The organism is Comamonas sp. 26, from assembly GCF_002754475.1.
In the GTDB taxonomy this organism is placed as follows: Bacteria; Pseudomonadota; Gammaproteobacteria; order Burkholderiales; family Burkholderiaceae_C; genus Comamonas.
In genome coordinates, this window is sequence record NZ_PEFL01000001.1 from 2460015 (window position 1) to 2483717 (window position 23703).

The following is a 23703-nucleotide window of genomic DNA, read 5'->3' on the forward strand; positions in this document are numbered from 1 at the left end:
AGCGGAAATATAAAAAAACCGGCGGCCTTCTCAGACTCACCGGTTTTTTGTAGCTTGCAGGCAAGGCCTGCGGCCTCGCACTGCAAAACTCTTGCTTACGCGGCTGCGATAGCGGCGTTGAAGGTGGCGCTGGGGCGCATCACTGCGTCCAGCTTGGCGACGTCGGGCATGTAGTAGCCGCCGATATCGACAGCCTTGCCTTGCACTTCCTTCATCTCAGCCACGATCTTGGCTTCGTTGTCGGCCAGCGTCTTGGCCAGAGTGGCGAACTTGGCAGCCAGTTCTGCGTCTTCGGTCTGAGCGGCCAGAGCCTGAGCCCAGTACAGAGCGATGTAGAACTGCGAGCCACGGTTGTCCAGCTCACCAGTGCGGCGCGAAGGCGACTTGTCTTCGTCCAGCAGCTTGCCAGTGGCTTCGTCCAAAGTCTTGGCCAGCAGCTTGGCGCGCGCGTTGCCTTCCTTGATGCCCAGGTCTTCGAACGAGACGGCCAGGGCCAGGAATTCACCCAGCGAGTCCCAGCGCAGGTGGTTTTCCTCCACTAGTTGCTGTACATGCTTGGGAGCGGAGCCGCCAGCACCGGTTTCGTACATGCCGCCACCTGCCATCAAAGGCACGATGGAGAGCATCTTGGCCGAAGTACCCAGTTCCAGGATGGGGAACAGGTCGGTCAGGTAGTCACGCAGAATGTTGCCGGTCACCGAGATGGTGTCCAGACCACGAGCCACACGCTCCAACGTGTAGCGCATGGCGCGCACTTGCGACAGGATGTGGATTTCCAGACCCGTGGTGTCGTATTCCTTCAAGTAGGTTTGCACCTTCTTGATCAGCTCGGCTTCGTGGGGACGGTAGGGGTCCAGCCAGAACACGGCAGGCATACCGGAGTTGCGGGCACGGGTCACGGCCAGCTTCACCCAGTCGCGCACGGGTGCATCCTTGACCTGGCACATACGCCAGATGTCGCCAGCTTCGACGTTCTGGCTCATCAGCACTTCGCCAGTGGCGGTGTCAACGATGTTGGCCACGCCGTCTTCGGCGATTTCGAAAGTCTTGTCGTGCGAGCCGTACTCTTCAGCCTTCTGAGCCATCAGACCCACGTTGGGCACGGTGCCCATTGTCTTGGGGTCGAAGTTGCCGTGCCACTTGCAGAAATTGATCACTTCTTGGTAGATACGGGCGAAGGTGGACTCAGGCATCACGGCCTTGCAGTCGTAAGGCTTGCCATCAGCAGCCCACATCTGACCGCCCACGCGGATCATGGCAGGCATAGATGCGTCAACGATCACGTCGTTGGGCGAGTGGAAGTTGGTGATGCCCTTGGCAGAGTCAACCATGGCCAGACGAGGACGATCTTCCTGGCACTTGTGCAAGTCACGGATGATCTCTTCACGCTGCGACGAAGGCAGCTTTTCGATCTTGGCGTACAGGTCGGCCATGCCGTTGTTCACGTTCACGCCCAGCTGGTCAAACAGCTTGCCGTGCTTCTCGAAGGCTTCCTTGTAGAAGATGCGCACACAGTGACCGAACACGATGGGGTGGGACACCTTCATCATCGTGGCCTTGACGTGCAGCGAGAACAGAATGCCGGCTTCCTTGCAGTCTTCGATTTCCTTTTCATAGAAGTCGCACAGCGCCTTCTTGCTCATGAACATGGAATCGATCACTTCTGCAGCCTGCAGCTTGACCTTGTCCTTCAGAACAATGGATTGGCCGGACTTAGTTTCCAGCACCATCTTGACTTCACAGGCCTTGTCCAGAGTCATGGACTTTTCACCGTGGTAGAAGTCGCCCTTATCCATGTGGGACACGTGGGTCTGCGACCACTGCTTCCACTCGCCCATCGAATGGGGGTGCTTCTTGGCGTAGTTCTTCACAGCAGCAGGAGCGCGGCGGTCAGAGTTACCTTCGCGCAGCACGGGGTTCACGGCAGAGCCGATGCACTTGCTGTAGCGAGCCTTGATGTCTTTTTCTGCGTCGGTAGCGGGGTTCTCAGGGAAGTCAGGCAGAGCGTAGCCCTTGCCTTGCAGCTCCTTGATGGCCTCTTGCAGCTGGCCCACAGATGCCGAGATATTAGGCAGCTTGATGATGTTGGCTTCAGGCGTCAGCGTCAGCTTGCCCAGCGCAGCCAGATTGTTGGGAGCGCGCTGTGCTTCTGTCAGGAATTCGGGGAACTCGCCCAGGATACGGCCGGACAGCGAGATGTCGCTGGTTTCCACATTGATGCCAGCAGGCGCCGCAAAAGCGCGGATCACAGGCAGAAATGCGCTGGTGGCCAGACGAGGAGCCTCGTCAGTCAAGGTATAGATGATGGTGGGTTGCTGCGTACTCATCTCGTGTCTCAGGTTATGAAAAAAGGGGGAGTGCCTAGGGCCGACATCCCGAGCTTGCGCAATGGGGCCTGACACAGCGGGACGACACTATCTTGATGCAATGCGTTCCCACAATACAAAATTCTAAGCGCAACCGGGCAGTTTTTTTCAAGTCTTGTACAAGACCCAGGGTTTTAGGTCTGCTTTAATGAGGCATCTCCATAGGGGAAGTGCACAAAACCCCTTGATTTTTGCCATGTAAATAATTTAATTCCGCTGCGCGGCCTTTGGCACAAAGTTGCACGCGCTTTGGCACAAAGAATTGCGTTGCGAATAATTGCGTTGCGCGGCCTTTGGCACAAATTTGCGCTCGCTTTGGCACAAAGTAGCGCACGCTTTGGCACCGAAGCTGACAAATCAGCAAGTGAGCACATCTTGCCAAGTGTTGTTTTTTCGCCGATCACCTTGACTCAGTCGCTGACGATGAGTGCTCGACCTGCTGATTTCACAGCCTTAAGCAGCGACAGGAAACGACCCAGAGCAGACATTTAGATCTGCCAGTTTTGCTGTTGTGCGTGCAAGCTCTAGGCCGATTTATTCGGGCATGGTCAAATAGTTGCTCGCAGCATTGATCAAGAACTAAATGAATCGCCAGAATATCAAACGCAAGATGTCCGATGTTGAGCTTTGTATTGCGCTCGCGCCCGAAGCTGGGGACGATTACCGCCTCGCTATACAAGTAATGACGGCATTTCCAGACTATGCCAAAACCAAGTTCAGGATCGTAATCGAGCACTTGATAGTGACTCTGGCCAAGAAATTCAAAGTTGATATTGAAAACCTTGACCTGTACAGCAGTATCAATGAGCTGTATGAGTGCCAAATCATTGACCGTAGTTTGCGCACTGATCTGCACGCGATCCGATTGCTTGGAAATGAAGTTGTACATGCCAAGCTAACGAAAAAGCATACATCTGACGCCTCCGTGGAACCCAGCAAGGATTCCGGGGCAGGAGATTTGAAAAGTACAGTTGCTGCCAGAAAAACGCTTCTCGGTATTTTTGAGAGTGTTTTTCTCCTGATAAATAAAAGTGAGGAGCTACCTGAAATCACCATTGTGGAGGTTGGCGACATCACCAGTCAGCAAACACTTTGGAAGGCCGTCTCATCTATAGACTTTGAGGCCAAGATGGCCGCGGGACTGATTCTTGAGGCTCAGTCGTTGGCTCCGATACCCCAGGGAGTCCTTATCATTGCGCGTAGTGAGGACGCACACAGGAAAACGACCCGAAAAATGGCTGCAGAACTGTATTGGGCAGCTTGTGTGATCAGTGCCAGAGTAGACAGACTGACACTGGTAGAAATTGGACAAAGGGGCGGAGAGGATGCCTGCCTGTTTAGTTTCGCAAACACAGAGGCCTTGTACCGATATTCTCTGCTCACCGTTGACCTAGCAGAAGGTGAAGAACACCAACGGCGCGGCGTGAAAGCCTTGGAGGTCGCTGCAAAGAGGGGGTATGCCGCTGCTTGTGCGCAGTACGGTGATTTTTTACGAGATAAAGGGCAGTTCGGCGAGGCCTTTGAGCTTTTGTCCAACTCATTGGCGAAAGGGGAAATTTCGTGTCATGCAGGGCTGGGGCTTCTGTATCTTGAAAAAGACTACTCTGACTATTCGCAGAAGTTGGCAGAACAATGCTTTGAGAATGGCATTGCAAGTGGATCTAGCCACTGCGAGTACCTTCTTGGCCGCTTTCTCTATGAGGGCAAAGAGTTAGAGCAAGACAAAGAGCGTGGAAAAGCGCTGCTGAAGTCCGCTGCTGATGCGGGACATGCAACAGCTTCGCACTATTCTGCATTGATGGTTGATGACAAATTAGTTAAGCATGTGCAGGGTGCGTTTAAGCAGTTGTACAAGAAACTGAAAATATTGCAGGAGCCGCAAGTCCAGAAGGTACGCTCGGGTGTAACAAAGCAAGGTCGCAATGACCCATGCGCTTGTATGTCAGGCTTGAAGCATAAGAAATGCTGCGGTGCTTGACGCCGATAGGTCTGAGGCAACCCCGCGGAGGACTCCTTTTGGCCGACAGTGACCGTCGCTTTCCGACCAGAGGCGGCTTATGGACATGACCCTCTCTTCTTAGCCCCTGCGCCTAATCAAGAACATTCACAGATCTTTCGATACATACCCTTTGCCGACATTGGGTAGTTCTTGTCGTCTACCAAATTTCCTGCCCTTGGTATGCACTGTTGCCTGCATTCTTGAGTTGCATCTCTGGGAGCTGGAAGGAAGAACCCCAGAAGGTATGCCCCGCTTATGAACGATCCAAAAATTATCAAAACCATCCACCCAGGTGTTAACAAGCTCGAAAGTTTCTTCTTTAATTTATTGAAGTAGCTTTTCATAAAACGGATGATGGTTATGTGGTCGTCACAACGGCATTAGTACATTTTCCTAGAAACTCATGCGACTGCTTCTGGCCGAACGCTGCCTATCTCTCCTTCTGGATGCCGTAAGACAACAAGATACCTAGCTGCAGGGCTGGCATGTTTGAGAAGTGCAGCCAACATTTTTGTTATTCCTTTTTTGGAATTTAGACACATCGATTTGAGACACAATGCGTGCGGTCACTTGCGCTTGAAAGTGAACTAAATCTATAAGCGATGTATCTCATGTATGAGTGCACCCATTTAGTGCTGGCTCAAATATTTACAGAGGATCTCTTTTAAATGAGTACACATTCGTACAAGGAATTGTTGGCGCAACGCGAAGCTCTTGAACAGCAGATTGCCGCTGCTCGCAAGGCTGAAGTCGCAGATGCGGTGAAAAAAATCAAGGACTTAGTCGAAGCTTTCGGACTGACACAGGACGATATCTTCTCGACAGGAAAGCAAAAACAAAAAAGCGAGACTCGCTCAGTCCCCCCTAAGTACCGTGACCCAGTCACAGGCCAAACTTGGACTGGCCGAGGAAAACCTCCGACCTGGATCAAAGATCAAGACCGTTCTCAGTTTGAGATTTAAAAGTGGCCCAAGGGGGCCACTTTTTATTTCTTGAGTCTTGAGCTTTTACCGGTCCTGCCGCACGTCGTGCATTCTTCAAAACAGACCCGCTGGCTCCTCGCTTTTAGCCCAGCTGTAAATCACAAGCTCCCCTCGCTCTACCCGATTCGCGCCACCACCAACCGTATAGTCCAGTTTTAAAGCCTCCATCTCGAAGTCTTTAAAGCATTCACGGATGGCTGGATGGTCGTTGATGCTGATGACGGCCTTGCCTTTGATCGCCTTGAGCTTCTTGGCCATCTGTTCATACTGTTCCCACTCGAAAGGCACGCCATAGCCCTCAGTCTCCCAATATGGTGGATCCATATAAAAGAGCGTGTGGGCTCGGTCGTAGCGATCGATACAGCTGGCCCAGTCGAGCTGTTCTATGTAGGTGCCGCCTGCCATGCGCAGGTGAGCCGCTGACAGGTTCTCCTCGATCCGCAGCAGATTGATGGCCGGGGCCGTTGTCGCCGTGCCGAAAGTCTGGCCAGCCACCTTGCCTCCAAAGCTTTGCTGCTGAAGATAGAAGAATCTGGCAGCTCTCTGAATGTCCGTCAAGGTCTCGGTCCGGGTCTCCTGCAGCCATTTAAAGACCTGTCTGCTGGTCAAGGCCCACTTGAACTGCCTCACAAATTCTTCCAGGTGGTGGGTGACCACTCTGTAGAGGTTGACCAGGTCTCCGTTGACGTCATTGAGGACTTCGACATCGGCTGGGTGGCGGGCAAAGTAGACTGCCGCCCCACCAGCAAAGACCTCGACATAGCAGCTATGGGCTGGAAAGCGCTTCAGGAGCATGTCGACCAGGCGGCGTTTGCCCCCGATCCAGGGGACGATTGGGTTTGTCATAAGTTTCAGCTGTCGGCCCTCGCTGGGGCTCTGGTGTGGCGCTCTGGGCGCTCAGCTGATTGAAGGCCCCACATCGGGGGCACTTGATGTTCAGGCGCTGGAATACGCCCTCACCTAACTTTTTGCGGCAGCTGCCGCAGCGGATTTCGTCCATTTGCAAGCCTTTAAACCTTTAAAACTCTGGTAGGCTCAGCGCGCTCTGTACAGGGTGAGCGGGCCTTGCCAGCTTGCAGGCATGAACTGCGGTTGGGGCTTGGTCAGGTGTTCGTAGCACTTGATCAAGTCGCCCGTTCTTTTTTGGTGGTTACACCTCCCCTTCTGTGTAGGTGAGGCTCGGGGCCTCGCCCTCGATCGCTCCATCGCGCACAAAGACGCGCTGCCCAGCTTGAGCCGCCCCTCTGGCCTGAAGCCGTCCGCCACCAGGCAGGTCGACGGAGGCCACACCGTTGACCACAAAAGCAACTGTTCCCACCTCCAGCGGTTTGGGCGACTGCAGGTCCATGAACTGTTTGTAGAGGTTAGGCATGGGTCTCGACCTCCAGCGTCTGGCGCAGCTTGGGAGCTGCCCAATTGATCGACGTCGACCGCACTATTCCGGTCACGGTCTCAGAGCCCGCATATCGAACAAACTGCCCTGGCAAGATCACACCGGTTTCGGGAAGTACTTGCATCGACAGCGAGACCAGGGCCTGGCGGCCCGTATCGGCCAGCTCAGCCATGCCACGCTGCCGCTGAGCAATGGAGTCGGTGATCAAGGCATGCGTGACCTGGAGGGCAATCAGGTCACCAGCTGTGCCAGCTCGGGTGATGGGGCCGAAGACGCCAGCACTCATCCCGCCAACAAACACCCGGTTGTATTGAGGCTTGTCCATGAACTCCGTACCCTCGACCTCAGCCGCAGCTCCTGGAATTTCAAAATCAGGCGTTACGTCGCCCCAGTACCAGGGTGCTGTTGGGTACTTGGGCAGGATGCGCAGCAGCTGGTCAGTGGTATGAGGCTGCACGTAGCCGCCAGCCGCTGCTGCGATATCGTTGATGGCATCGATGTAGCTGCCCTGCAGCGCCCAAACCCCTGCAGGCACTTGCCAGTCTTCCAACTGCCAGTCGATGCCCCAGCCAATGGAGACTCCATTGATCTTGAGCACCTCGATCGCCAGTTGCTGGGCCGTCAGCGTCTGCGTGAGATTACCGAAAGACATGGACTTGGCCCAAGGCTCTGCCAGCACAGCGGCCAGGCTTTCTGCCATGCGGCCCATATCGCAGTCACGGACCTGGCCTGTGACGCGGCGGTCGCCCGTGATCTCGATATAGCACTCACGCAGCGACTGCACATTGCGGTGCTCTTTGTGAGCCGGGTCAAAGAACGCATTGAGCATTTCACGAATGGAGACGCTGCGGTCTTCGACCGTGACCGCACCAGAACCGAACACAGGCACACGTACCGTGCCCGACTCGGTCAAGCGAGCCACATAGTCACCTTCGGCCTTGATCAGCTCACCCACCGCAGCTTCCGTCAGGCGATCAGCGGTCGCTATGGCCACCTGGGCTTGCAGGCGTTCCTTCGACGCCTGGGGCAGTCTGGCCGCATTGATACGGTCACGGGCCGCACCACGCAGCTCGAATGCCTGCAGATCGGCACGCGTCAGCGGCGTGTTGTCGCCCACGGCCTCAGTCATGCGATCGTTGCCAGACTGGGGGACCAGCGGACCGCAAACGGCTTCATGCAGATTGACCACCTCATCGTCGGTGATCGTTTCCAGGTTGACGGCGGCATGCTTCGCCGGGTCTTTGGCCTTGACGGCCTCCAGCATGCGTTGCTTCCACAGAGGCATGGTCTTGCTTCCTTGTTGAGATTCAGGGGGAGATTGGGGAGACGAAGAGTCGGCAGCGGCTTCAGTCAAACGATCCAGGCCACCGCCCGCGCCTGGCTCGACAATCAGATCCACCGAGTGCACCTTGGTGAACTTCACGGCTTCGCGCAGGGTTTCGCTGCCATTGCGGCGATGGCGAGTGCGAGCATCAGCGTCGATCGACAGCCCCAGCAGCCCCTGCATGCCCCGCTTGACGGAGCCCACCATCTTGGTGACCGTTGCATCGCTGGGGTCGATGGCTTTAAAGGTGCCAACCAGGCTGCCGCTGTCAGGCGTCTTGCCTTCGACAAAACGCACGCTGTAAATGCCGCCGATCAGGTTGCGCACATCCTTGCCCTTGCCTGCGCTGTGATCAGCATCGGACTTGGCAAAAACGCGCACGCCCTCAAACATGGAGACCGCTTCGCGCAGTGCCTCGTCGGGGTAATAGTTGCGGTTGCCGCTGCGGCCAGAACGGATCAGCGTGACTTCGATCGTGCCGTCCTGGGCTTCGCGGAAGGCCGTAGCTTCCTGAGATTCGCGCACGATCTCTGAAAGCTTGACTCTCCCCGCCGCACGGTCGGCCTCGGAGATATCGGGAAAGATGGCTCCCGTCTTATCGGACACGGGCTGAAACTGCGCCACCACCTCTTCACCTTCAGCCAGAGCCACGGTGTTGTCCGCGCTGACCGTATAGGCGTAGCTGTAAAGGCGACCCTTGACCTGCACCACGGCCCGGTCAGGCCAAATGCCGCGCATGTCCACGTAATAGTCGCTGTTGACCGTCAGGCGCAGCTTGTCGCGCACTGCCTGGCGCACCAGCTCGATGAGCTGACCATACTCAGAGGTGACCGCCTCCGTCAGACGGGCAAAGCCACTGCCCTGGGGAATGAGCTTGAGCGGCATTGCTTACTTGGCAGAGCCAGTCAGCTTCTGACCGTCGCGGGTGACAACGACCACATGCGTGCCGTAATCCTTGAAGGACAGCATTTCTTCAGCGGAAACGGGAACGCGCTTTTCTTTGAACTTGTCCTTGCCTTCTGCAGGCTCCAGGACGATGCGCTGTACACGCTTGGCGGCATCGGCTGCCGTCAGCTTGGTTTCTTTTGTCTCGGTTTCGGACATTGGTCACTCCATCGAAGTTGAGCCGCAGGGCGCGGCATTGCGATGGAGTGACTGTGCCTAGCGGGGCACAAATAAATAAGGCCCGCAAATGCTGGCCTGTATGTGGAAACTATCGTTCAGAGTTATTTCTACAGTACTCTTGTACATGCTCGAAACAATCCATTGAGCGCACTTGCCCAATTCTTAGAGCGTACGTCTCATCTAAACCTGCTAACGGATCCTCTCGATCATTTCGCCACGATGCAAAATCGAGAATTACAGAAATTGACACTGGCGCAATTCTTTCATGCGACTCCATCACGGAAGAAAAATTCAGCATCCCTCTTAGTTCATTACCTTTATTTAGCAATTCATAAAACTGACCACGCCAGTATTCCTCAATCTCCTGCTGTATCACTCGATAGGTATCAGTTCTCAGTTGATCGACTATTTTTTGAGCCCGCACGATGTGACGTGCGGACACAAGCCACCCAAGCCTAGAAGCAGTCAATCGATATTCGTTAGTCATAGTGTCCTGATGCCTCAACGATTTGAACGCCCACTCATAGGATTTAGAAACCTGCTCTACCAGCTCTTTGTCAAGCGAACGATTTCTCTCATCTTGGCTAGCTCGCCTGGTCAGCTCGATACTGACTAGTAACCCGGTAAAGGCAAAGCCTGCATACAGAGCATTCACACCGCCAAACAAGTCCCCAACCTGCCCTAGTCGAGCACAGCTTTCCACATCACTGCACAGCAGCCGCTCAAAATATTGGACTCCCTTTGTTGCCCATAGATACCAAAGCCCAGGAAGCCCGACAAACGCAACGAGAATCGCCGAAATGAGCATTTGAAGACGTGCCCCACTCCACAGCCAACCCCTAACCGTAGCAATTTTCTGTTTAAACATGCTTTAAATCCCCTCCTGCGGGACGCAAGCATAACCAGCTATACAACCGCCACACTAGAGGCGTTTAAAGCGTCCTAGCGCATCACTCCACCCGATTCCCTACCCTCTTCGCCGCTTGATCCAGCGCAGCCTTGCGCCCATCCAGCTGCAGCTCCCTCTCAGTGAAGGGCTTGGCCCCTTGCGTCATCACCTTCCAGTTCTTCATCCACGGTATGGAAATACACCCGCAGTGAATGATCTGCTCCACTGGAGCCCTTGGGTCATGCGGACACTGCATCTTGTCGATGCCGCCGCCAGGGTTTGGCACTTTGAAGGGCTTGCTAGCTTCCACAATCTGGCCGTCGATGATGTCGTGATTCCACCGACTGTGGATCTTGCCGCTGCGCCGCCACTGCTTGCCCAGACCCGGCACAAGGGGCTCGGCCTGTTGCAAGCGTTCGTTGGAGGCGACGGCAAATGCGCGGCTGACTTCCGTGCGAACAATAGTCGCCGCGCGTCTGGGTGATTCGGCCCCGAGAATCTTCTGTACCGCCTGGATGGCTTGGTATGGAGTCTGCGCACCAATAGTGGTCTGGCCCAGGTGATGACCAATCTTGCGGGCGGCTTCATTGCCCACGTCCTTGAGCCGCAGCGAGCCAAACGCCTTCATCTGCTTGAGCACGCCCACATCGAGCTGGGCAAGCTGCAGTTCCACGCGATGACCAATGATGCCAAGGGGCTTGTCCACAAAATTCTCTCCCAGGGTCCAGGCATCCTGCATGCGCATTTCAAATATGGCACCAGCGCGGCTGTGGCCAGCTCTGCGGATCTGGATGCAGCAGGCCGAGCCAAGGTACTGGCGCACATGGCCAAGCTGGGTTTTAAGCCCAAGTCCGCGAGTTTTAAACCGTTCGGTCAGCCAGAGAAGATCAAGTGGCTCTGGAAAAAACTGGATGAAGCTGGAGGCCTGCGCGACGGCAGTCCCGCTGCCCTGCTTGCTTTTGTGGGCCGTACGCTAGGCGCAGAGGTGTCGGATGTGAAGTTTCTGCCAACCGCACAGGCCAGCACGGTCATCGAGGCGCTGAAGTCCATGCTGGATCGTGCCAAACGTCAGGCACAGGTGAAATGACCCAGTCCTTCAGCGTCCCGATCGACCTGCTGCCACCGCTGCTCCAGGAGTTTGAGCGCCTGGTCGGCCTGCAAGCCACCATGGCGCTGGTGCAAAAATGGGGTGGGCTGCGGGTGTACTTTCCAACGCCCGAGCGCGCCACTGAAGAGCATCCTTATGTGGCGGTCATTGGCATGGACGCGCTTTTAAAGCTGGCGGAGGAATATGGAGGGTTGCCTCATTTTCAGCTGCCAAAAGCGGAACGAGCGCTCCAGGCCGTCCGCAATGCACGGATTGCAGCAGAGTATGCGACGAACAAGACCGCTCGCGAGATCGCAGCCGAATATGGTCTCACTGAGGGCCAAGTGGTTCGCATCGTGGCCAGCATGGGAGTGACAGCACCACTCGATCGGAGGCAACGGGCACTCTTTTAGACCCATCCCACACCACACTTCAAAACGCCCAACCACCCATGGTTGGGCGTTTTTCATTCAACAAAGCTGCGCAAGTTGTGCTGGCCTAGCAAACCTTCAATATGTTCATCAAAAAGAGCGACTAGGTCTTTTTGCGTCCAAGAGCAGCCGATGGCGACAGGGGAAAGCGGTCACTCAGCGTTTGAGCTGAGCAACCGAAGAGGCAAGCAGTGCCTTCTGTCGCGGATCGATACCAGTGAGGGGTTAGGTGACATGCTCGCCGAGCCTCTCTCTTAATTGTTTGAACATATGACCTCGAAAGACCCTAGCAAAGAGCGTCGCATATATGAGTTCAGCATCCTCAAAGTCGCGAAGTTCAGTCTCAACCCAAGGACTTTCTGTACAAACGCGGCCAGGATGAACATTGTTCCTCATCCGGCGTAGCAGATCTGCGAGGCCCGAGGGGTCTACTGACATGTTCTGATTTTCGATTTTAGGCAGCCAGCCTGCGGCCAGACAGACCTGGATAAGGTTGTCGAATGTCCAAGTCGAAGGAACGCTGACCTGCTTTGGGCGCTTCTTCGACGGTAGGAGTTGAGCGACTTGGGAGCTCTTCTTTGGGGAGCTGAGACAGCGAAGAAGTAGCAATCCCTCGAGTGCAGCACCGATTAGCGTGACTGCGGCGGTGTACGCATTGGCCCCTGCTGCCGCTCTTGCTTCGATCTCGTAGCGCTTTACGGTGTCAGCTAGAGACGGTATCAATTCCTTCTTATGGAAAAGGGCTCGGCGTCCTCGCTCTCGGAGTCGATCAAACTCACGCCGTTGATGGGTAAAGAGGTCTGAGGCTAACCCGCCTTCCAATTCAGCGAACGTCTGTGCCAAAAGCATTTGGCAAGTTGAGTCCCACCTAGCAGAGAGCGCCTGCCAACAAGGAGGTGCATCCGATTTTGGCCAATATTCGCCAGGCTTTAGCCCGTGATTGGCCTCGATCATTTGCATCTCATCAGACAGCTTTTGTAGGCTAGGGTAGCGACTATCCACAAAGCGCCCTTCATGTACGCCTTCGACAACGTGCGCTACGTGGAAGACATACTCCTGCAGAGAGATCTTTCGAGCACGGTAGAGGGTTAGCGAGAGTTCCACCTTCTGTACTGCAGCATTCGGATCCTTCCAACGATCCGGCGTGCGTCTCTGATTCGCTGCCTTTTGCAGATCCGCCATATGCGGAAGCAGAGATGTCGCGATGGCACGCTCCTCAAACTGCGCCATCGCTTCTTGCAGTACCCCGTCGTTAGCAGGTTCTGCGCGTCGCCTCAACAAAGGACGAAGCATCCTTCGAGAAATCTCTGCACTGCTGTTTTTCATGTCGCCTAGCGATATAGCTCATTGGGAGTTGAAAGCGGTCCACTGGAGAGAGTTTTTAAGTACGTATTTACGTCTCGGCTTAGAACTCTACCCACTTACCCGCATTCTTTGACGTTCTTCGAGAGTCTTAGAGACGAATCAGGGTCTGCCCCATTTCTTTGCGACATATTAATCTCGGCCAAAAAGTAACACTGACCTTGATTGAAAGCAGTCACCGGACGCACAAGGTAAGCGGCATCAAGGACCAAAACTATGTGAAGCCATGGAGGTGTTGGCGTCGGCCTGAACGACGAACTAGATGCTAAAGATTAGGTTATTAAGTCATGTATCACGGTGGAGTTGGTGGTTTCTTCTTCGTAGCTGCTTTACGTGTAGTTTTTCCCTGAGACTCCAATGCCATCTTCAGGCGATTGACCAGAATCTGCAGCTCCGCTGTTTGAGCTCGAATGTAATCCGCGTCAGGAACTTCTATACCATGAATTAGTTGATTGCGAAACCGACGGAGGTTCTCTGCCAATACATAAAGCTCTACTGGGACCTCTTTGGCGACGCGCAACAGTTTTAATGATGGTATGGGATAACCTTCAACTCCGTTTTCCGCTGCAATGTTTCTAAGCATCTTCTCGAAGTCGATCCATAAAGAAACGAATTGACCAATTGCTTCAGACTGGCTAACTCTTGGAAGGCCCGAGGTTGTATTTGACATAACAGAGGTATCTAAAGCCCTGATTCGTTCATACGTCGCATAGCGTGTTGGGTCTTCACTGAGCACTTGATCGATGACCTGCTCCGCAAGTGGCCTGCGCTCTAGGTCGGAGTGCAGTGCATCTATATAGCGAGCGAGATTCTCTGGAGTTCCCAAGTTGAGTTCATGCAGCAGCGCGTACAAAAGATCCACCTTGCCAAGTGCAGAGTCATGGATGTTCTGCCCTGACAGCTTTTCCCGAGCCAAGTCTAGTAAGGAAGATGCAAGATCGTAGTGATCGGTGTATTCGCGGTCATGCTCAGATATGCGATGTTCGCCAGCACGTTGCAGGCGTTCAAGTGCAATTTCCCCTGCAAGGACTAGGCCATTCAGTTCATCAAGGATTGCATATTCGTCGTCCGAAAGCTTCCCTTGTAGCGGCTTGTAAACTAAGTCGTGTTCAACCTCTGACCATGCATGCATAAGGACAGATGCGACTTGAATCTCAACATTTGCTTCGCTGTACCTCTTCTGCGATTCATTTAATAGCGTTTCGGGTAAACGCACACGGTAATGTGTTGCCCAGTAGCCTGAAAAGCGCTTTTTGTACGATGGCTGGCCGGGAGTTGGAAACTCCTTGGGATCGGACACGAGTGCGAATAGAGACCGTATGACCCTGCCTACCTCTCCCCGTTCTGCCGGAAAGTAGAGGGCAACACGAACTCCAGCAAGATCGACTATGTCATCGTAGATCTGCTCAACGCTTGTGTAAGCAGTCTTTGCCGCGCGCTGGCGCACCTTAACCTCAAGTCGAGCTGGATTTTTTGCCCTAGACGTTACGATGGCTCTTACACCAGTTGATTGCAGGTTCGAGTCAAGGACCTGTGCAGCCATTCGGCAGGCTTGCTCATAGAAGTCGTACTCTTTTCGGTACCTAGCGACGAATTGTGAAATGAGATCCACTGTTTTTTTCCTGCTTGAACTTAGTTTCTCAAACTAAAAATTAGCGATGCTGCTTGAACGCCCTTGTAATCAGCACTATAGCTGTAGCTAAATGTAATCTTCAATTACGGCTTTGAGCACTGTTCCGATTGGCGTCAATACTCGAATAGCAACCGTCGCACAGGAGCTGAACGCAGGGTGGCAGCCAGGCCATGAAGGAGTTGAGTACAGAATCGCGGCTAGCTAGGGCACAACAGCATATCCAGAGCGAAGGCCGCTAGCCTTTTTTGAGCTCCCACCCCACCGCCTTTAATGAAGACCACTCACCTCAGTGAGACGAAGACGACTTTTTTGCCAAATGCTACTTGGAGGGTGCGTCGATAACGACCAGCCTCGTCTCAGGTCGGACGTCACAATCCTGAGCCAATCTTTTACCTAAGTCACTGATATACATAAACAAGATGAGGCTGGACACAAATACATGTCCAACCTCATCTTGTCCGACCTCAGTGAATCTCGAGGAACCTTCCCTATCAGCGCTTTCTCATCCTAAATACTCGCCACGCAAGGGAAACCAGAATTTCTATGGCTAACCCTGTTCGACGCACTATCGATCCATTCTGGCCGTTTTGTACGCCCGGTCGGCCCATTCGGTGCCAAAGCGGCCAAACTGTCCCACAGGTCCCAAATCGCCCGCAAACCCGCGCCATCATTAGCGATCTCAAAATATCCCATGTCCCACCTCTGTGCCAAAGCGGTCACTCCCCCACAGAATTGCGTTGCGCGGCCTTTGGCACAAATTTGCGCACGCTTTGGCACAAAGTAGCGCACGCTTTGGCACCGAAGCTGACAAATCAGCAAGTGAGCACATCCTGCCAAGTGTTGTTTTTTCACCCATCACCTTGACTCAGTCGCTGACGACGAATGCTCGACCTGCTGACTTCACAGCCTGAAGCAGCGACAGGAAACGACCCTGAGCAGTCTTTGAGAGAAGATCCACAAAGTTGCCATCCTGCAAAATGACACATTCAGGAAGCCACATCTTTTGAAGAAAGACATAAGAAATGAGCAGTGAATGGGAAGAGTTTTGCGAGAGCAAAGGCATGAATGTTAATTTCCACGCAAATCTGACCCGCAATTTCCATCTCAAACTGACCCACCCTTTGGCTTGAGCCGCAAGGCTCAAGATGTGGATCAGGTTTTGTTTCTCTCCTTCTTCATGGGCGGTTGTTGGACTGCACTGCTGTGCTTGAAGCGGTAGCTGTCGTTGCCTGTTTCCAGAATATGGCAGTGGTGGGTCAGGCGGTCCAGTAATGCGGTGGTCATCTTGGCGTCCCCAAACACGCTGGCCCATTCGCTGAAGCTCAGGTTGGTGGTGATCACTACGCTGGTGCGTTCGTAAAGCGTTGAGAGCAGATGAAACAGTAGCGCACCACCAGATGAGCTGAAGGGCAGATAGCCCAGCTCCTCGAGTATCACCAGATCGGTATGCACCAGCCTGTGGGCGAGCTGTCCGGCTTTGCCTTGTACTTTCTCTTGCTCCAAGGCATTAACCAATTCCACCGTAGAGAAGAAGCGCACCCTTTGACGGTGGTGCTCAATGGCCTGAATACCCAGGGCCGTAGCGATGTGCGTCTTGCCAGTACCGGGGCCTCCGACAAGCACCACATTGTTGGCCTTCTCGATGAATTCACAGCGATGAAGGCTGCGCACCAAGGCTTCATTGACCTCGCTGTGTGCGAAGTCAATGCCTGCCAGATCTCTGTAGACAGGGAACTTGGCCACCTTGAGCTGATAGGCAATGGAGCGCACTTCTCGCTCTGCGCTCTCGGCCTTGAGCAGTTGCGAGAGTATGGGATGTGCTGCTTCAAAGGCTGGTGAGCCTTGCTCGGCAAGTTCTGTCACGGCCTGGGCCATGCCAAACATCTTGAGTTGGCGCAGCATGATGATGATCGCAGCAATGGCGGGGTCATGACGCATGGCGCACCTGTCGGAGTTGGTCGTAGCGCACGACGTTGGCCTGGGGCTCAACGATCAAGGCCAAGGCTTGGGGTGAATGGATGGGCTCAGGTTCCGGTGTTCCATCAATGAGGCGGTGCAAGACATTGATGATGTGGGTCTTGCGGGGTGCGCCATCCTCCAGAGCCAACTCGACAGCGGCCAGGACGGCCTGCTCATCGTGCTGCAACACCAAGGCAAGCACCTCCACCATCTCACGGTCGCCACCGGGCTGCTTCAGGAGTAGTGCTTGCAGGCGCTTGAACGCATCTGGCAGTTCGACGAACGGAGCACCATTACGCAATGCGCCGGGCTTGCGCTGCAATACGGCCAAGTAATGACGCCAGTCATAGACCGTACGCCCAGAGCCTTGGTGATTGCGCTCAATGATGCGCGGGTGTTCACAGACGAACTGGCCTTCGGCCACGACGACCAGGCGGTCGGCATACACCTGCAAGCTCACAGGTCGGTTGGCATAAGAGGCCGGCACGCTGTAGCGATTGCGCTCGAAGTGAACTAGGCAGGTGGGAGAGACTCGTTTGGCATGCTCGACAAAGCCGTCAAACGGCCGAGGCATGGGCATCAAGGTTGAGCGTTCTTGCTCCCACACATCAGCAAGTGAGCCAGGCAATTGGCCATGCGCAATCTCTTGCCATAACTGTTGACACCGTTGCTCTAGCCAATCGTTGAGGGCTCTGAGTGTCGGAAACGCTGGTACAGATTGCCAGATACGATGGCGAGCGTCCCGAACATTCTTCTCGACCTGTCCCTTCTCCCATCCCGAGGCCGGATTGCAAAACTGTGCCTCGAACAGGAAATGGCTGGCCATCGCACTGAAGCGGGCGTTGACCTCTCTGAGCTTGCCACGGCCGACACGATCGACGGCTGTGCGCATGTTGTCGTAGATCCCCCGCCTAGGGACGCCTCCAAACACCGCAAAGGCACGGTTGTGGGCATCGAACAGCATCTCATGGGTTTGCAGGGGATAGGCCCGCAGATAGAAGGCTCGGCTGTGGCTGAGCTTGAAGTGAGCCACTTGCAGCTTGGTGCGTACACCCGCAATGACAGCCCAATCCTCGCTCCAATCAAACTGGAAGGCTTCTCCAGCGCCGAAGACCAGGGGCACAAAAACGCCTCGCCCTGATGTCTGCTCCGCCGCATGACACTGAGCCTTCCATACTCTGGCAAAGGCAGCGACTCGGTTGTAGGAGCCGGTGTAGCCCAACGCCTCCAAGTCCAGAAACATCTGCTTGATCGTGCGCCGCTGCTTGCGAGAGCGGTTGACTTCTGTACGCAGCCAGCCTGACAGCTTGCTGGCGAAGGGGTCGAGCTTGGTGGCAATGGTGCGCTGTGCAAGTTGAGGTTGCACAACGTCGGAGCGCAAATACTTGCGGATGGTATTGCGAGAAAGCCCGGTTCTGCGGGCGATCTCTCGGATGGACAGGTGCTCACGTAGAGCCCAGCGTCTGATGACACTCAAAGTAGCCACGTCAATCACTCCTGGTCTCCTACTGCACAAGAAAGCAGCAGGCTAGGGTTAATGCGTGGATCAGACTGAGATGGAAAAACCGGGGGCTAGTGGGTCACTTCTGGGTGGAAATCAACAGAGCATCCTTACACAGCAGTCATTGGAATGGACGCGCTTTTAAAGCTGGCGGAGGAATATGGAGGGTTGCCTCATTTTCAGTTGCCAAAAGCGGAAAGAGCGCTCCAGGCTGTGCGCAATGCACGGATTGCGGCTGAGTATGCAACGAACAAGACCGCTCGGGAGATCGCCGCCGAATATGGTCTCACTGAGGGCCAAGTGGTTCGCATCGTGGCCAGCATGGGAGTGACAGCCCCGCTCGACCGGAGGCAGCGGGCACTCTTTTAAACCCGTCCTTCCCCACAAAAAATGCCCGACCATTCCCGGTGGGGCGTTTTTTTCATTCAACTAGGCTGTCACAGATACGCAACCTGTCAAGACTGCTCAGCATGCAAACCGCAAATAAAATAATACTCATCTCCTTTAAATGTCAATATGAGACAACCCGCAAATACAAATTAAAGTAAGCAATCACTCAAATAAAAACACATCGAACCTTAGGGAAGCAGCCCTCTTCAGTCTTGGAAACCTCATTAAATGAATCTGCATTGACTCCTCACACTAGACTTTGCTAAAGGCTCGTTCTCTCGTTTGAGCATAAAAGTGCGCTATCTTTAGACGTTCTTCCTTTAAAGCATCAACATGAAGCGTCGTTTACAAGTATTTATATCAAGCACATACATTGATTTGCTGCCAGAGAGGCAAGCAGCAGTTAGCGCTGTCCTAAAAGCTGGGCATATACCAGCAGGTATGGAACTATTCACTTCGGGAGACAGCTCTCAGCTCGAAACAATCAAACGATGGATCGACGAATCTGACGTCTATATGTTGATTCTTGGAGGACGCTATGGATCAGTAGAGCCAACGTCTGGAATTAGCTACACAGAGCTTGAATATGATTACGCTGTACAACAAAAAAAAGCATTTTTTGCAGTCGTGATTACTGAAAATGCACTGGAGAAAAAAGTTCGTGACGCTGGCCAATCTGCCTTAGAGCGCGTTAACACAAAAGAGCTTGTCTTGTTCAGGAAGAAGGTGATGGACAGCATTTCTTCTTTTTTCGATGACGAAAAAGACATCAAGCTTTGTGTTCACGAAACGCTATCGGATTTTTCCACAAATCGAGCTCTAAAAGGGTGGGTTCAAGCTGACGAAATCGTCGATACCAAGCCTCTGTTCGACGAAATTAAGAAGCTTACGGATGAGAACAACGAGCTTAAGAATGCAATTGTCTCACTGGAGAGTAGTAGGACTAGCGCATCAGAGAAATCCGAAAAGAAGTTCCAAGAACTTATCGACCTTTTAAGCGAAATTGATATAAAAATCCCTGAAAACCTTGTTACCGGGGACGATGTAACAGTTACCTTGCTCGACATCTTTTTTTCACAAAAAGAGCTATTGGTTCGCGGCATCACCAATCAAATAAATTCTACTGATCTTCAGAAATTCTTGTACTTCAATATTTGCCCCAAGCTTCAAATCCATGGGCTTGTGGAGAATGAGAAGGTTGCTGGCGTTACTTACAGGCGCTATGCAACGACAGCTTTGGGAATCTCTTTATTAGCAGAACTTGATAAAAAGATCGTCCAAAACAAAGCTGCTCCTGCAAAGAAAATAGCTGCTCCTGCAAAAAAAACAACTGCTCGGTCAACTAAGCAATAGCCTTTTTGACAGTCCACCCCATTCAGCAATGCGGCAGTGGTACCTCATTTGTTGCAGCATGTGCCAAGAAATGGTGCAAACTAAAGTCGGCCCAGGTTCGAGCATCGACTGCAACAAGCGAGAAAAATTGCCCATCCCATCATCGGCCTTCTATTTTGGTTTTCAACCTAAATCTAGTTAGGCCATATTAAAGACTGTTTATGGCCTTCGAAGCAGCCGTCAAAGATCAAATAACTGCCTATATCGACGCGCATATCGCAAATGAAGATTGGCATGTCACGTACTTCGACTTCGTCAAAGAGCCTAATCTTGAAAAGCGACTTGGCGAGGAGTTCATATCCACACGGTACATCTACAAGTTACTTGAGGGTCTCGAAGCTGATGGGTGGCTCTTACGAGCCCAGATACGACTGCAGATCCTGTCTTATGCCTCCATCTATGATGGCCGTCATACATCACATCCTTTTTGATCGCTTGAGCGCTGATCCGGCAGTTATTTCTTTGACTGAGTTTCCAGTAAAGAAGCAATTTTCAATACCGAATGAGAGTCTTGCGCTGCTGCAGAAGCATCTTGAACATGCTGGCAAGCAGATCATTCCCACATACGAAGCAGTTGGAAAGACAAGTGAATCAAAGGTTCGGTTTGACAAAAAGGCCGAGTGTGCTGCAGCGCTTGGCCTAATAGAAGACTGGCTAAAGGATGAACTGATCGAGTTCTATGAAGCGCGAAACGCGATTCACATACATGCCGAAATTCGGAAGTCACTGAACTACCAACTAGATCTATCGAAACGCGCCTATTTGCGCATGCAACCTTTCAAAGAGCAAGTTTCTGCAGCCCTAACTGCGCGTGGAATCTAACACTTCATTGCATCCTACGATGCAAAAAGCTGGCGTCGTCACCAGTAACCCGTAGGTGAATTCAATCGTTAGCTTCTGTCCACTTTAAGGTTGGACACCGACAACCGCACCTTGGCTAAAGGCGAGATAGCTGCCAAACCTCGCATTGCATTGCCGAAGGCTAGGTACTCAAAATCGTGCCAAGCTTTGGCGTGATAACGCATCCAGAACGAAGGCAGCGCACCTTGTTTTAAAGTTCTTCCGAATGAAAACGCCCAGCTTTTTGCAAGCTGGGCGTTTTCATTCGGAGCAGGAACGTTCTTTAAGTCTTTGACTTCTATGGCCTTTATACAAAACGAGAAAAAGGTGCGCCCAACTTCGATACGCCCAACTTTTGGGGTAGATACTCACGGGCACATTCTCACCCAAAATGAGCCTCCATCCCCGGTAAATGGCTGCCACACGATGGAAACTAGAAATCCCGCGCCAAGCCCTCATTCAGAGCGCTATCAGCTCATTTGGGCCATTTTTGCTCCCTGACCAGCCCATTCGGTGCCAAAGCGGCCAAACTGTTCTGCATACCCTAAATCGCCCGCAAACCCGCGCCAACATTAGCGAACCCAAAATTTATTAGCCCTCACCCCTGTGCCAAAGCGATCACTCCCCCACAAAAGTAAATTGCGTTGCGCCGCCTTTGGCACAAAGTTGCACGCGCTTTGGCACAAAGTTGCGCAGCCTTTGGCACCGAAGCTGACAATGCCGCAAGCAATCACTTAACGCAAGATGTTGCTTTGATGCTCAGCGCCTTGAAGCGACTGTCTCTGATCGCCCCTTAGCAGGCATTCGCCACCTATGAGCAGCTTTGCTACCAAAAGTTAAAATGCAAACAGCAATGCCCAGCTAAACATGTTGGCCTATTTATTGGCAATGACAACTCGGTTGCGGCCTTCTCTTTTGGCTTCGTAAAGGGACCTATCAGCCATGTCAATGAGCGCAGAGGAAGACAACTCCAGCTCAGAGCCACTTACGCATGCAACCCCAATACTGATAGTGATCCGCACCAATTTAGTTTGCTCATTACCAAGCGACATACCCTCAACCTGTTGCCTGATGAATTCTGCGAGCTTTGTCGCACCGGGTAAATCTGTGCCTGGCAGCAGAACTGCAAACTCTTCGCCCCCGTAGCGAGCAACTAAACTTCCCGCGCGTTGGACGCAGTGGTCCAGCAGAGTGGCAAAGCGCTTAAGCACCTCATCTCCAAAGGGATGTCCAAAGGTGTCGTTGAGATACTTGAAGTGATCCACATCCAACATGAGCAGCGAAAGTGTTGCCTCTGACCGGAGCGCTCTGCGCCACTCTGATTCCAGCACCTCGTCAAACCGCCTGCGGTTCACCAAGTTTGTCAAAGCATCCTTCACCGCCAATGACTCTAGATGCATCGTCAGTTGCCTCAGCTTTTCTTGTTGCTGTCGCGAATCAGTGATGTCGACATGCGAAAAGTAGCTGCAGCCGTTGGCTTGGGTCCCACGTAGCTCCACAACCCGTACCCAGCGATCTTGTGGCAGAGCAAGCACATAAGGAGCCCCAGAGAAGCGTTGACGCTCTTTGAGAACGGAAAGTCCGGTTGCGAAGTCAGATGTGGTTTGCTTATGATGCCATGCCGCGACATAAATATCGTCAAACATCCGCCTATTCAGGCTCTCGATGTTTAGCAAACCATAGAGCACAAGAAAAGCGTGGTTGGCCCAAACCGCTCTATCTTGTTGGTCCACCATCAAGATTCCATCAGCCAAGCTCTCCAAGGCCATAACGGTGTCTGCCGATATGTGATTTGGCAACTGCACCTGCTTTGGACTAATGCGGTCCTGCATTCCTGTGAGCAAAGGAGCCGTCTTACGCCACAACCTGATCCGGCCAAAAGCTCTCAGTGAAAGAGACGCTACTCGAACGCGATAGTCATAATGGTCGAATTCAAAAGCGCGCTGCTGGTGTTGATGCCGCTGAAGGCCTTCTTCAATGTAGCGCTCCATTCCTGACAGTTCGTCTTCAGAGAGCCTTCGCAGGTAGAAGCGCCGCAAATTCTCCCGGTAGTCCTCACCTACATAGACGTGTCCAGCGTGCTCAGGGAAAAACTGCAAAAACGTATCGTTCCAAAGCAGGGTCCTGTCCTTGGTGTCAAAGATGCAGACTGCCACCTCTAACTGGTCCAATGCAACTGCAACTAATCGAAGAATCGAGATCAAGGGCCGCTATGCAAATCAAGTTAACTACGCAAGTTAACTTTGTAAAGACTTTGTAAACTCTCAGGTAAACGCGATAAATTCTTAGAATTCTCAACAATGTAGGCGTTCCTATCTTTACATAATATCAGTTGATCAATCCTGGGCGAGTTGGTGTTAGTGCTGAAGAGTCCTTGCAAAGCCGCGATTTGATTTATGCATGAGTCCGCTTGTGGCCGACAACAGTCAGCCTCCTCACCTTAAAACATTCCCGCAGGCTGCTCGCTTCTCGACCAGTTGTAGATCACCAACTCGCCCCGCTCCCTTTTCAGCACTGAAGCTGAAATATCAGTAAGTGATCACATTCAGTATTTGTGCTGCGCCTATGTTTTTTTGAAGTTGACAGGCCTCAAACCAAGACACAATGTGCGCGGCCACTTTCAATTGAAAGTGAACCAACTGCATAAGCGATGTATCTCATGTATGAGTGCACCAATTTAGTGCTGGCTCAAATATTTACTAAGGACATCTTTTAAATGAGTACACATTCGTACAAGGAATTATTAGCGCAACGCGAAGCTCTGGAGAAACAGATTGCTGCCGCTCGAAAGTCTGAAGTCGCAGGTGCGGTGCAAGAAATTAAGAGCTTGATTGAAGCTTTTGGTCTGACACAGGACGATGTCTTCTCGACCGCCAAACAAAAACCAATGCGCGAGAAAGTTTCCGTCGCTCCTAAATACCGCGACCCAGCAACTGGCCAGACTTGGACTGGTCGAGGAAAGCCACCTACCTGGATCAAAGATCAAGACCGTTCCAAGTTCGAAATCTAAAAGTGGCCCTCGAGGGCCA

22 protein-coding genes are annotated in these 23703 nt (G+C 52.9%); 9 read left to right on the top strand and 13 right to left on the bottom strand.

What is annotated here, in order from left to right:
• Positions 1–95 precede the first annotated feature (95 nt).
• Positions 96–2327, bottom strand: coding sequence for an NADP-dependent isocitrate dehydrogenase (locus CLU84_RS11225; protein ID WP_099737242.1), 2232 nt, complete (start codon positions 2325–2327; stop codon positions 96–98).
• Between the two features lie 622 nt (positions 2328–2949).
• On the opposite strand from CLU84_RS11225, the gene CLU84_RS22205 reads away from it, so the two are divergent.
• Both CLU84_RS22205 and CLU84_RS11235 read left to right on the top strand, forming a co-directional pair.
• Positions 2950–4344, top strand: a complete 1395-nt coding sequence (locus CLU84_RS22205; RefSeq protein ID WP_199173777.1) for a DUF4145 domain-containing protein — start codon at positions 2950–2952, stop codon at positions 4342–4344.
• Positions 4345–5033: 689 nt separating this feature from the next.
• On the top strand, positions 5034–5327 hold the full coding sequence (locus CLU84_RS11235) for an H-NS family nucleoid-associated regulatory protein (RefSeq protein WP_099737243.1): 294 nt from the start codon (positions 5034–5036) through the stop codon (positions 5325–5327).
• A 75-nt stretch (positions 5328–5402) separates the two neighbouring features.
• On the opposite strand, the gene CLU84_RS11240 is transcribed toward CLU84_RS11235, so the two are convergent.
• The 7 genes from CLU84_RS11240 to CLU84_RS11270 form a co-directional block, all read right to left on the bottom strand.
• Positions 5403–6194, bottom strand: coding sequence for a DNA adenine methylase (locus CLU84_RS11240; RefSeq protein WP_099737244.1), 792 nt, complete (start codon positions 6192–6194; stop codon positions 5403–5405).
• Positions 6115–6348, bottom strand: coding sequence for a Com family DNA-binding transcriptional regulator (locus CLU84_RS11245; RefSeq protein WP_099737245.1), 234 nt, complete (start codon positions 6346–6348; stop codon positions 6115–6117). Before CLU84_RS11245 ends, CLU84_RS11240 begins: the two co-directional genes overlap by 80 nt.
• 150 nt (positions 6349–6498) lie before the next feature.
• Complete coding sequence (locus tag CLU84_RS11250) at positions 6499–6720, bottom strand: hypothetical protein (RefSeq protein ID WP_099737246.1); 222 nt, start codon at positions 6718–6720, stop codon at positions 6499–6501.
• On the bottom strand, positions 6713–8950 hold the full coding sequence (locus tag CLU84_RS11255; RefSeq protein ID WP_099737247.1) for a hypothetical protein: 2238 nt from the start codon (positions 8948–8950) through the stop codon (positions 6713–6715). The genes CLU84_RS11250 and CLU84_RS11255 overlap by 8 nt, the downstream gene beginning before the upstream one ends.
• 3 nt (positions 8951–8953) lie before the next feature.
• Positions 8954–9169, bottom strand: coding sequence for a hypothetical protein (locus CLU84_RS11260; protein ID WP_099737248.1), 216 nt, complete (start codon positions 9167–9169; stop codon positions 8954–8956).
• A gap of 109 nt (positions 9170–9278) precedes the next feature.
• On the bottom strand, positions 9279–10058 hold the full coding sequence (locus tag CLU84_RS11265; RefSeq protein ID WP_099737249.1) for a hypothetical protein: 780 nt from the start codon (positions 10056–10058) through the stop codon (positions 9279–9281).
• An 82-nt stretch (positions 10059–10140) separates the two neighbouring features.
• A complete protein-coding gene (locus CLU84_RS11270; protein WP_233210008.1) occupies positions 10141–10785 on the bottom strand; it encodes a hypothetical protein in 645 nt (214 codons plus the stop codon).
• On the opposite strand from CLU84_RS11270, the gene CLU84_RS11275 reads away from it, so the two are divergent.
• Both CLU84_RS11275 and CLU84_RS11280 read left to right on the top strand, forming a co-directional pair.
• Positions 10756–11166: a regulatory protein GemA gene (locus CLU84_RS11275; protein WP_233210009.1), complete on the top strand. Its 411-nt coding sequence runs from the start codon at positions 10756–10758 to the stop codon at positions 11164–11166. The two genes, CLU84_RS11270 and CLU84_RS11275, sit on opposite strands and share 30 nt — an antisense overlap.
• A complete protein-coding gene (locus CLU84_RS11280; protein ID WP_099737250.1) occupies positions 11163–11579 on the top strand; it encodes a Mor transcription activator family protein in 417 nt (138 codons plus the stop codon). Before CLU84_RS11275 ends, CLU84_RS11280 begins: the two co-directional genes overlap by 4 nt.
• A 243-nt stretch (positions 11580–11822) precedes the next feature.
• Here the strand turns inward: CLU84_RS11280 and CLU84_RS11285 are convergent, their stop codons facing one another.
• From CLU84_RS11285 to istA, 4 genes are all read right to left on the bottom strand, one after another.
• Positions 11823–12923, bottom strand: coding sequence for a hypothetical protein (locus tag CLU84_RS11285; protein WP_144445443.1), 1101 nt, complete (start codon positions 12921–12923; stop codon positions 11823–11825).
• Positions 12924–13251: 328 nt separating this feature from the next.
• Positions 13252–14571, bottom strand: coding sequence for a GTP pyrophosphokinase family protein (locus CLU84_RS11290; protein WP_099737252.1), 1320 nt, complete (start codon positions 14569–14571; stop codon positions 13252–13254).
• A gap of 1173 nt (positions 14572–15744) precedes the next feature.
• Entirely contained in the window at positions 15745–16530 is a 786-nt protein-coding gene (gene istB / locus CLU84_RS11300) for an IS21-like element helper ATPase IstB (RefSeq protein WP_099735610.1), read from the bottom strand.
• Positions 16520–18046, bottom strand: coding sequence for an IS21 family transposase (gene istA, locus CLU84_RS11305; RefSeq protein WP_099735609.1), 1527 nt, complete (start codon positions 18044–18046; stop codon positions 16520–16522). The genes istB and istA overlap by 11 nt, the downstream gene beginning before the upstream one ends.
• Positions 18047–18181: 135 nt before the next feature.
• On the opposite strand from istA, the gene CLU84_RS11310 reads away from it, so the two are divergent.
• The 4 genes from CLU84_RS11310 (at position 18182) to CLU84_RS22220 (ending at position 20656) form a co-directional block, all read left to right on the top strand.
• A complete protein-coding gene (locus tag CLU84_RS11310) occupies positions 18182–18421 on the top strand; it encodes a Mor transcription activator family protein (RefSeq protein ID WP_099737254.1) in 240 nt (79 codons plus the stop codon).
• A 354-nt stretch (positions 18422–18775) separates the two neighbouring features.
• Positions 18776–19795 (top strand): DUF4062 domain-containing protein, encoded by a 1020-nt coding sequence (locus tag CLU84_RS11315; protein WP_099737255.1) that lies wholly within the window; start codon positions 18776–18778, stop codon positions 19793–19795.
• Between the two features lie 200 nt (positions 19796–19995).
• On the top strand, positions 19996–20265 hold the full coding sequence (locus tag CLU84_RS22215; RefSeq protein ID WP_199173722.1) for a hypothetical protein: 270 nt from the start codon (positions 19996–19998) through the stop codon (positions 20263–20265).
• 4 nt (positions 20266–20269) lie between these two features.
• Positions 20270–20656 (top strand): hypothetical protein, encoded by a 387-nt coding sequence (locus CLU84_RS22220; RefSeq protein WP_199173723.1) that lies wholly within the window; start codon positions 20270–20272, stop codon positions 20654–20656.
• An 893-nt stretch (positions 20657–21549) separates the two neighbouring features.
• Here the strand turns inward: CLU84_RS22220 and CLU84_RS11325 are convergent.
• Positions 21550–22878 carry a GGDEF domain-containing protein gene (locus tag CLU84_RS11325; protein ID WP_099737256.1) on the bottom strand — a complete coding sequence of 443 codons (1329 nt, stop codon included), beginning with the start codon at positions 22876–22878 and terminating at the stop codon, positions 21550–21552.
• Between the two features lie 512 nt (positions 22879–23390).
• Here CLU84_RS11325 and CLU84_RS11330 point away from each other — a divergent pair.
• Complete coding sequence (locus CLU84_RS11330; protein ID WP_099737257.1) at positions 23391–23684, top strand: H-NS family nucleoid-associated regulatory protein; 294 nt, start codon at positions 23391–23393, stop codon at positions 23682–23684.
• The last annotated feature ends 19 nt before the right edge of the window (positions 23685–23703 follow it).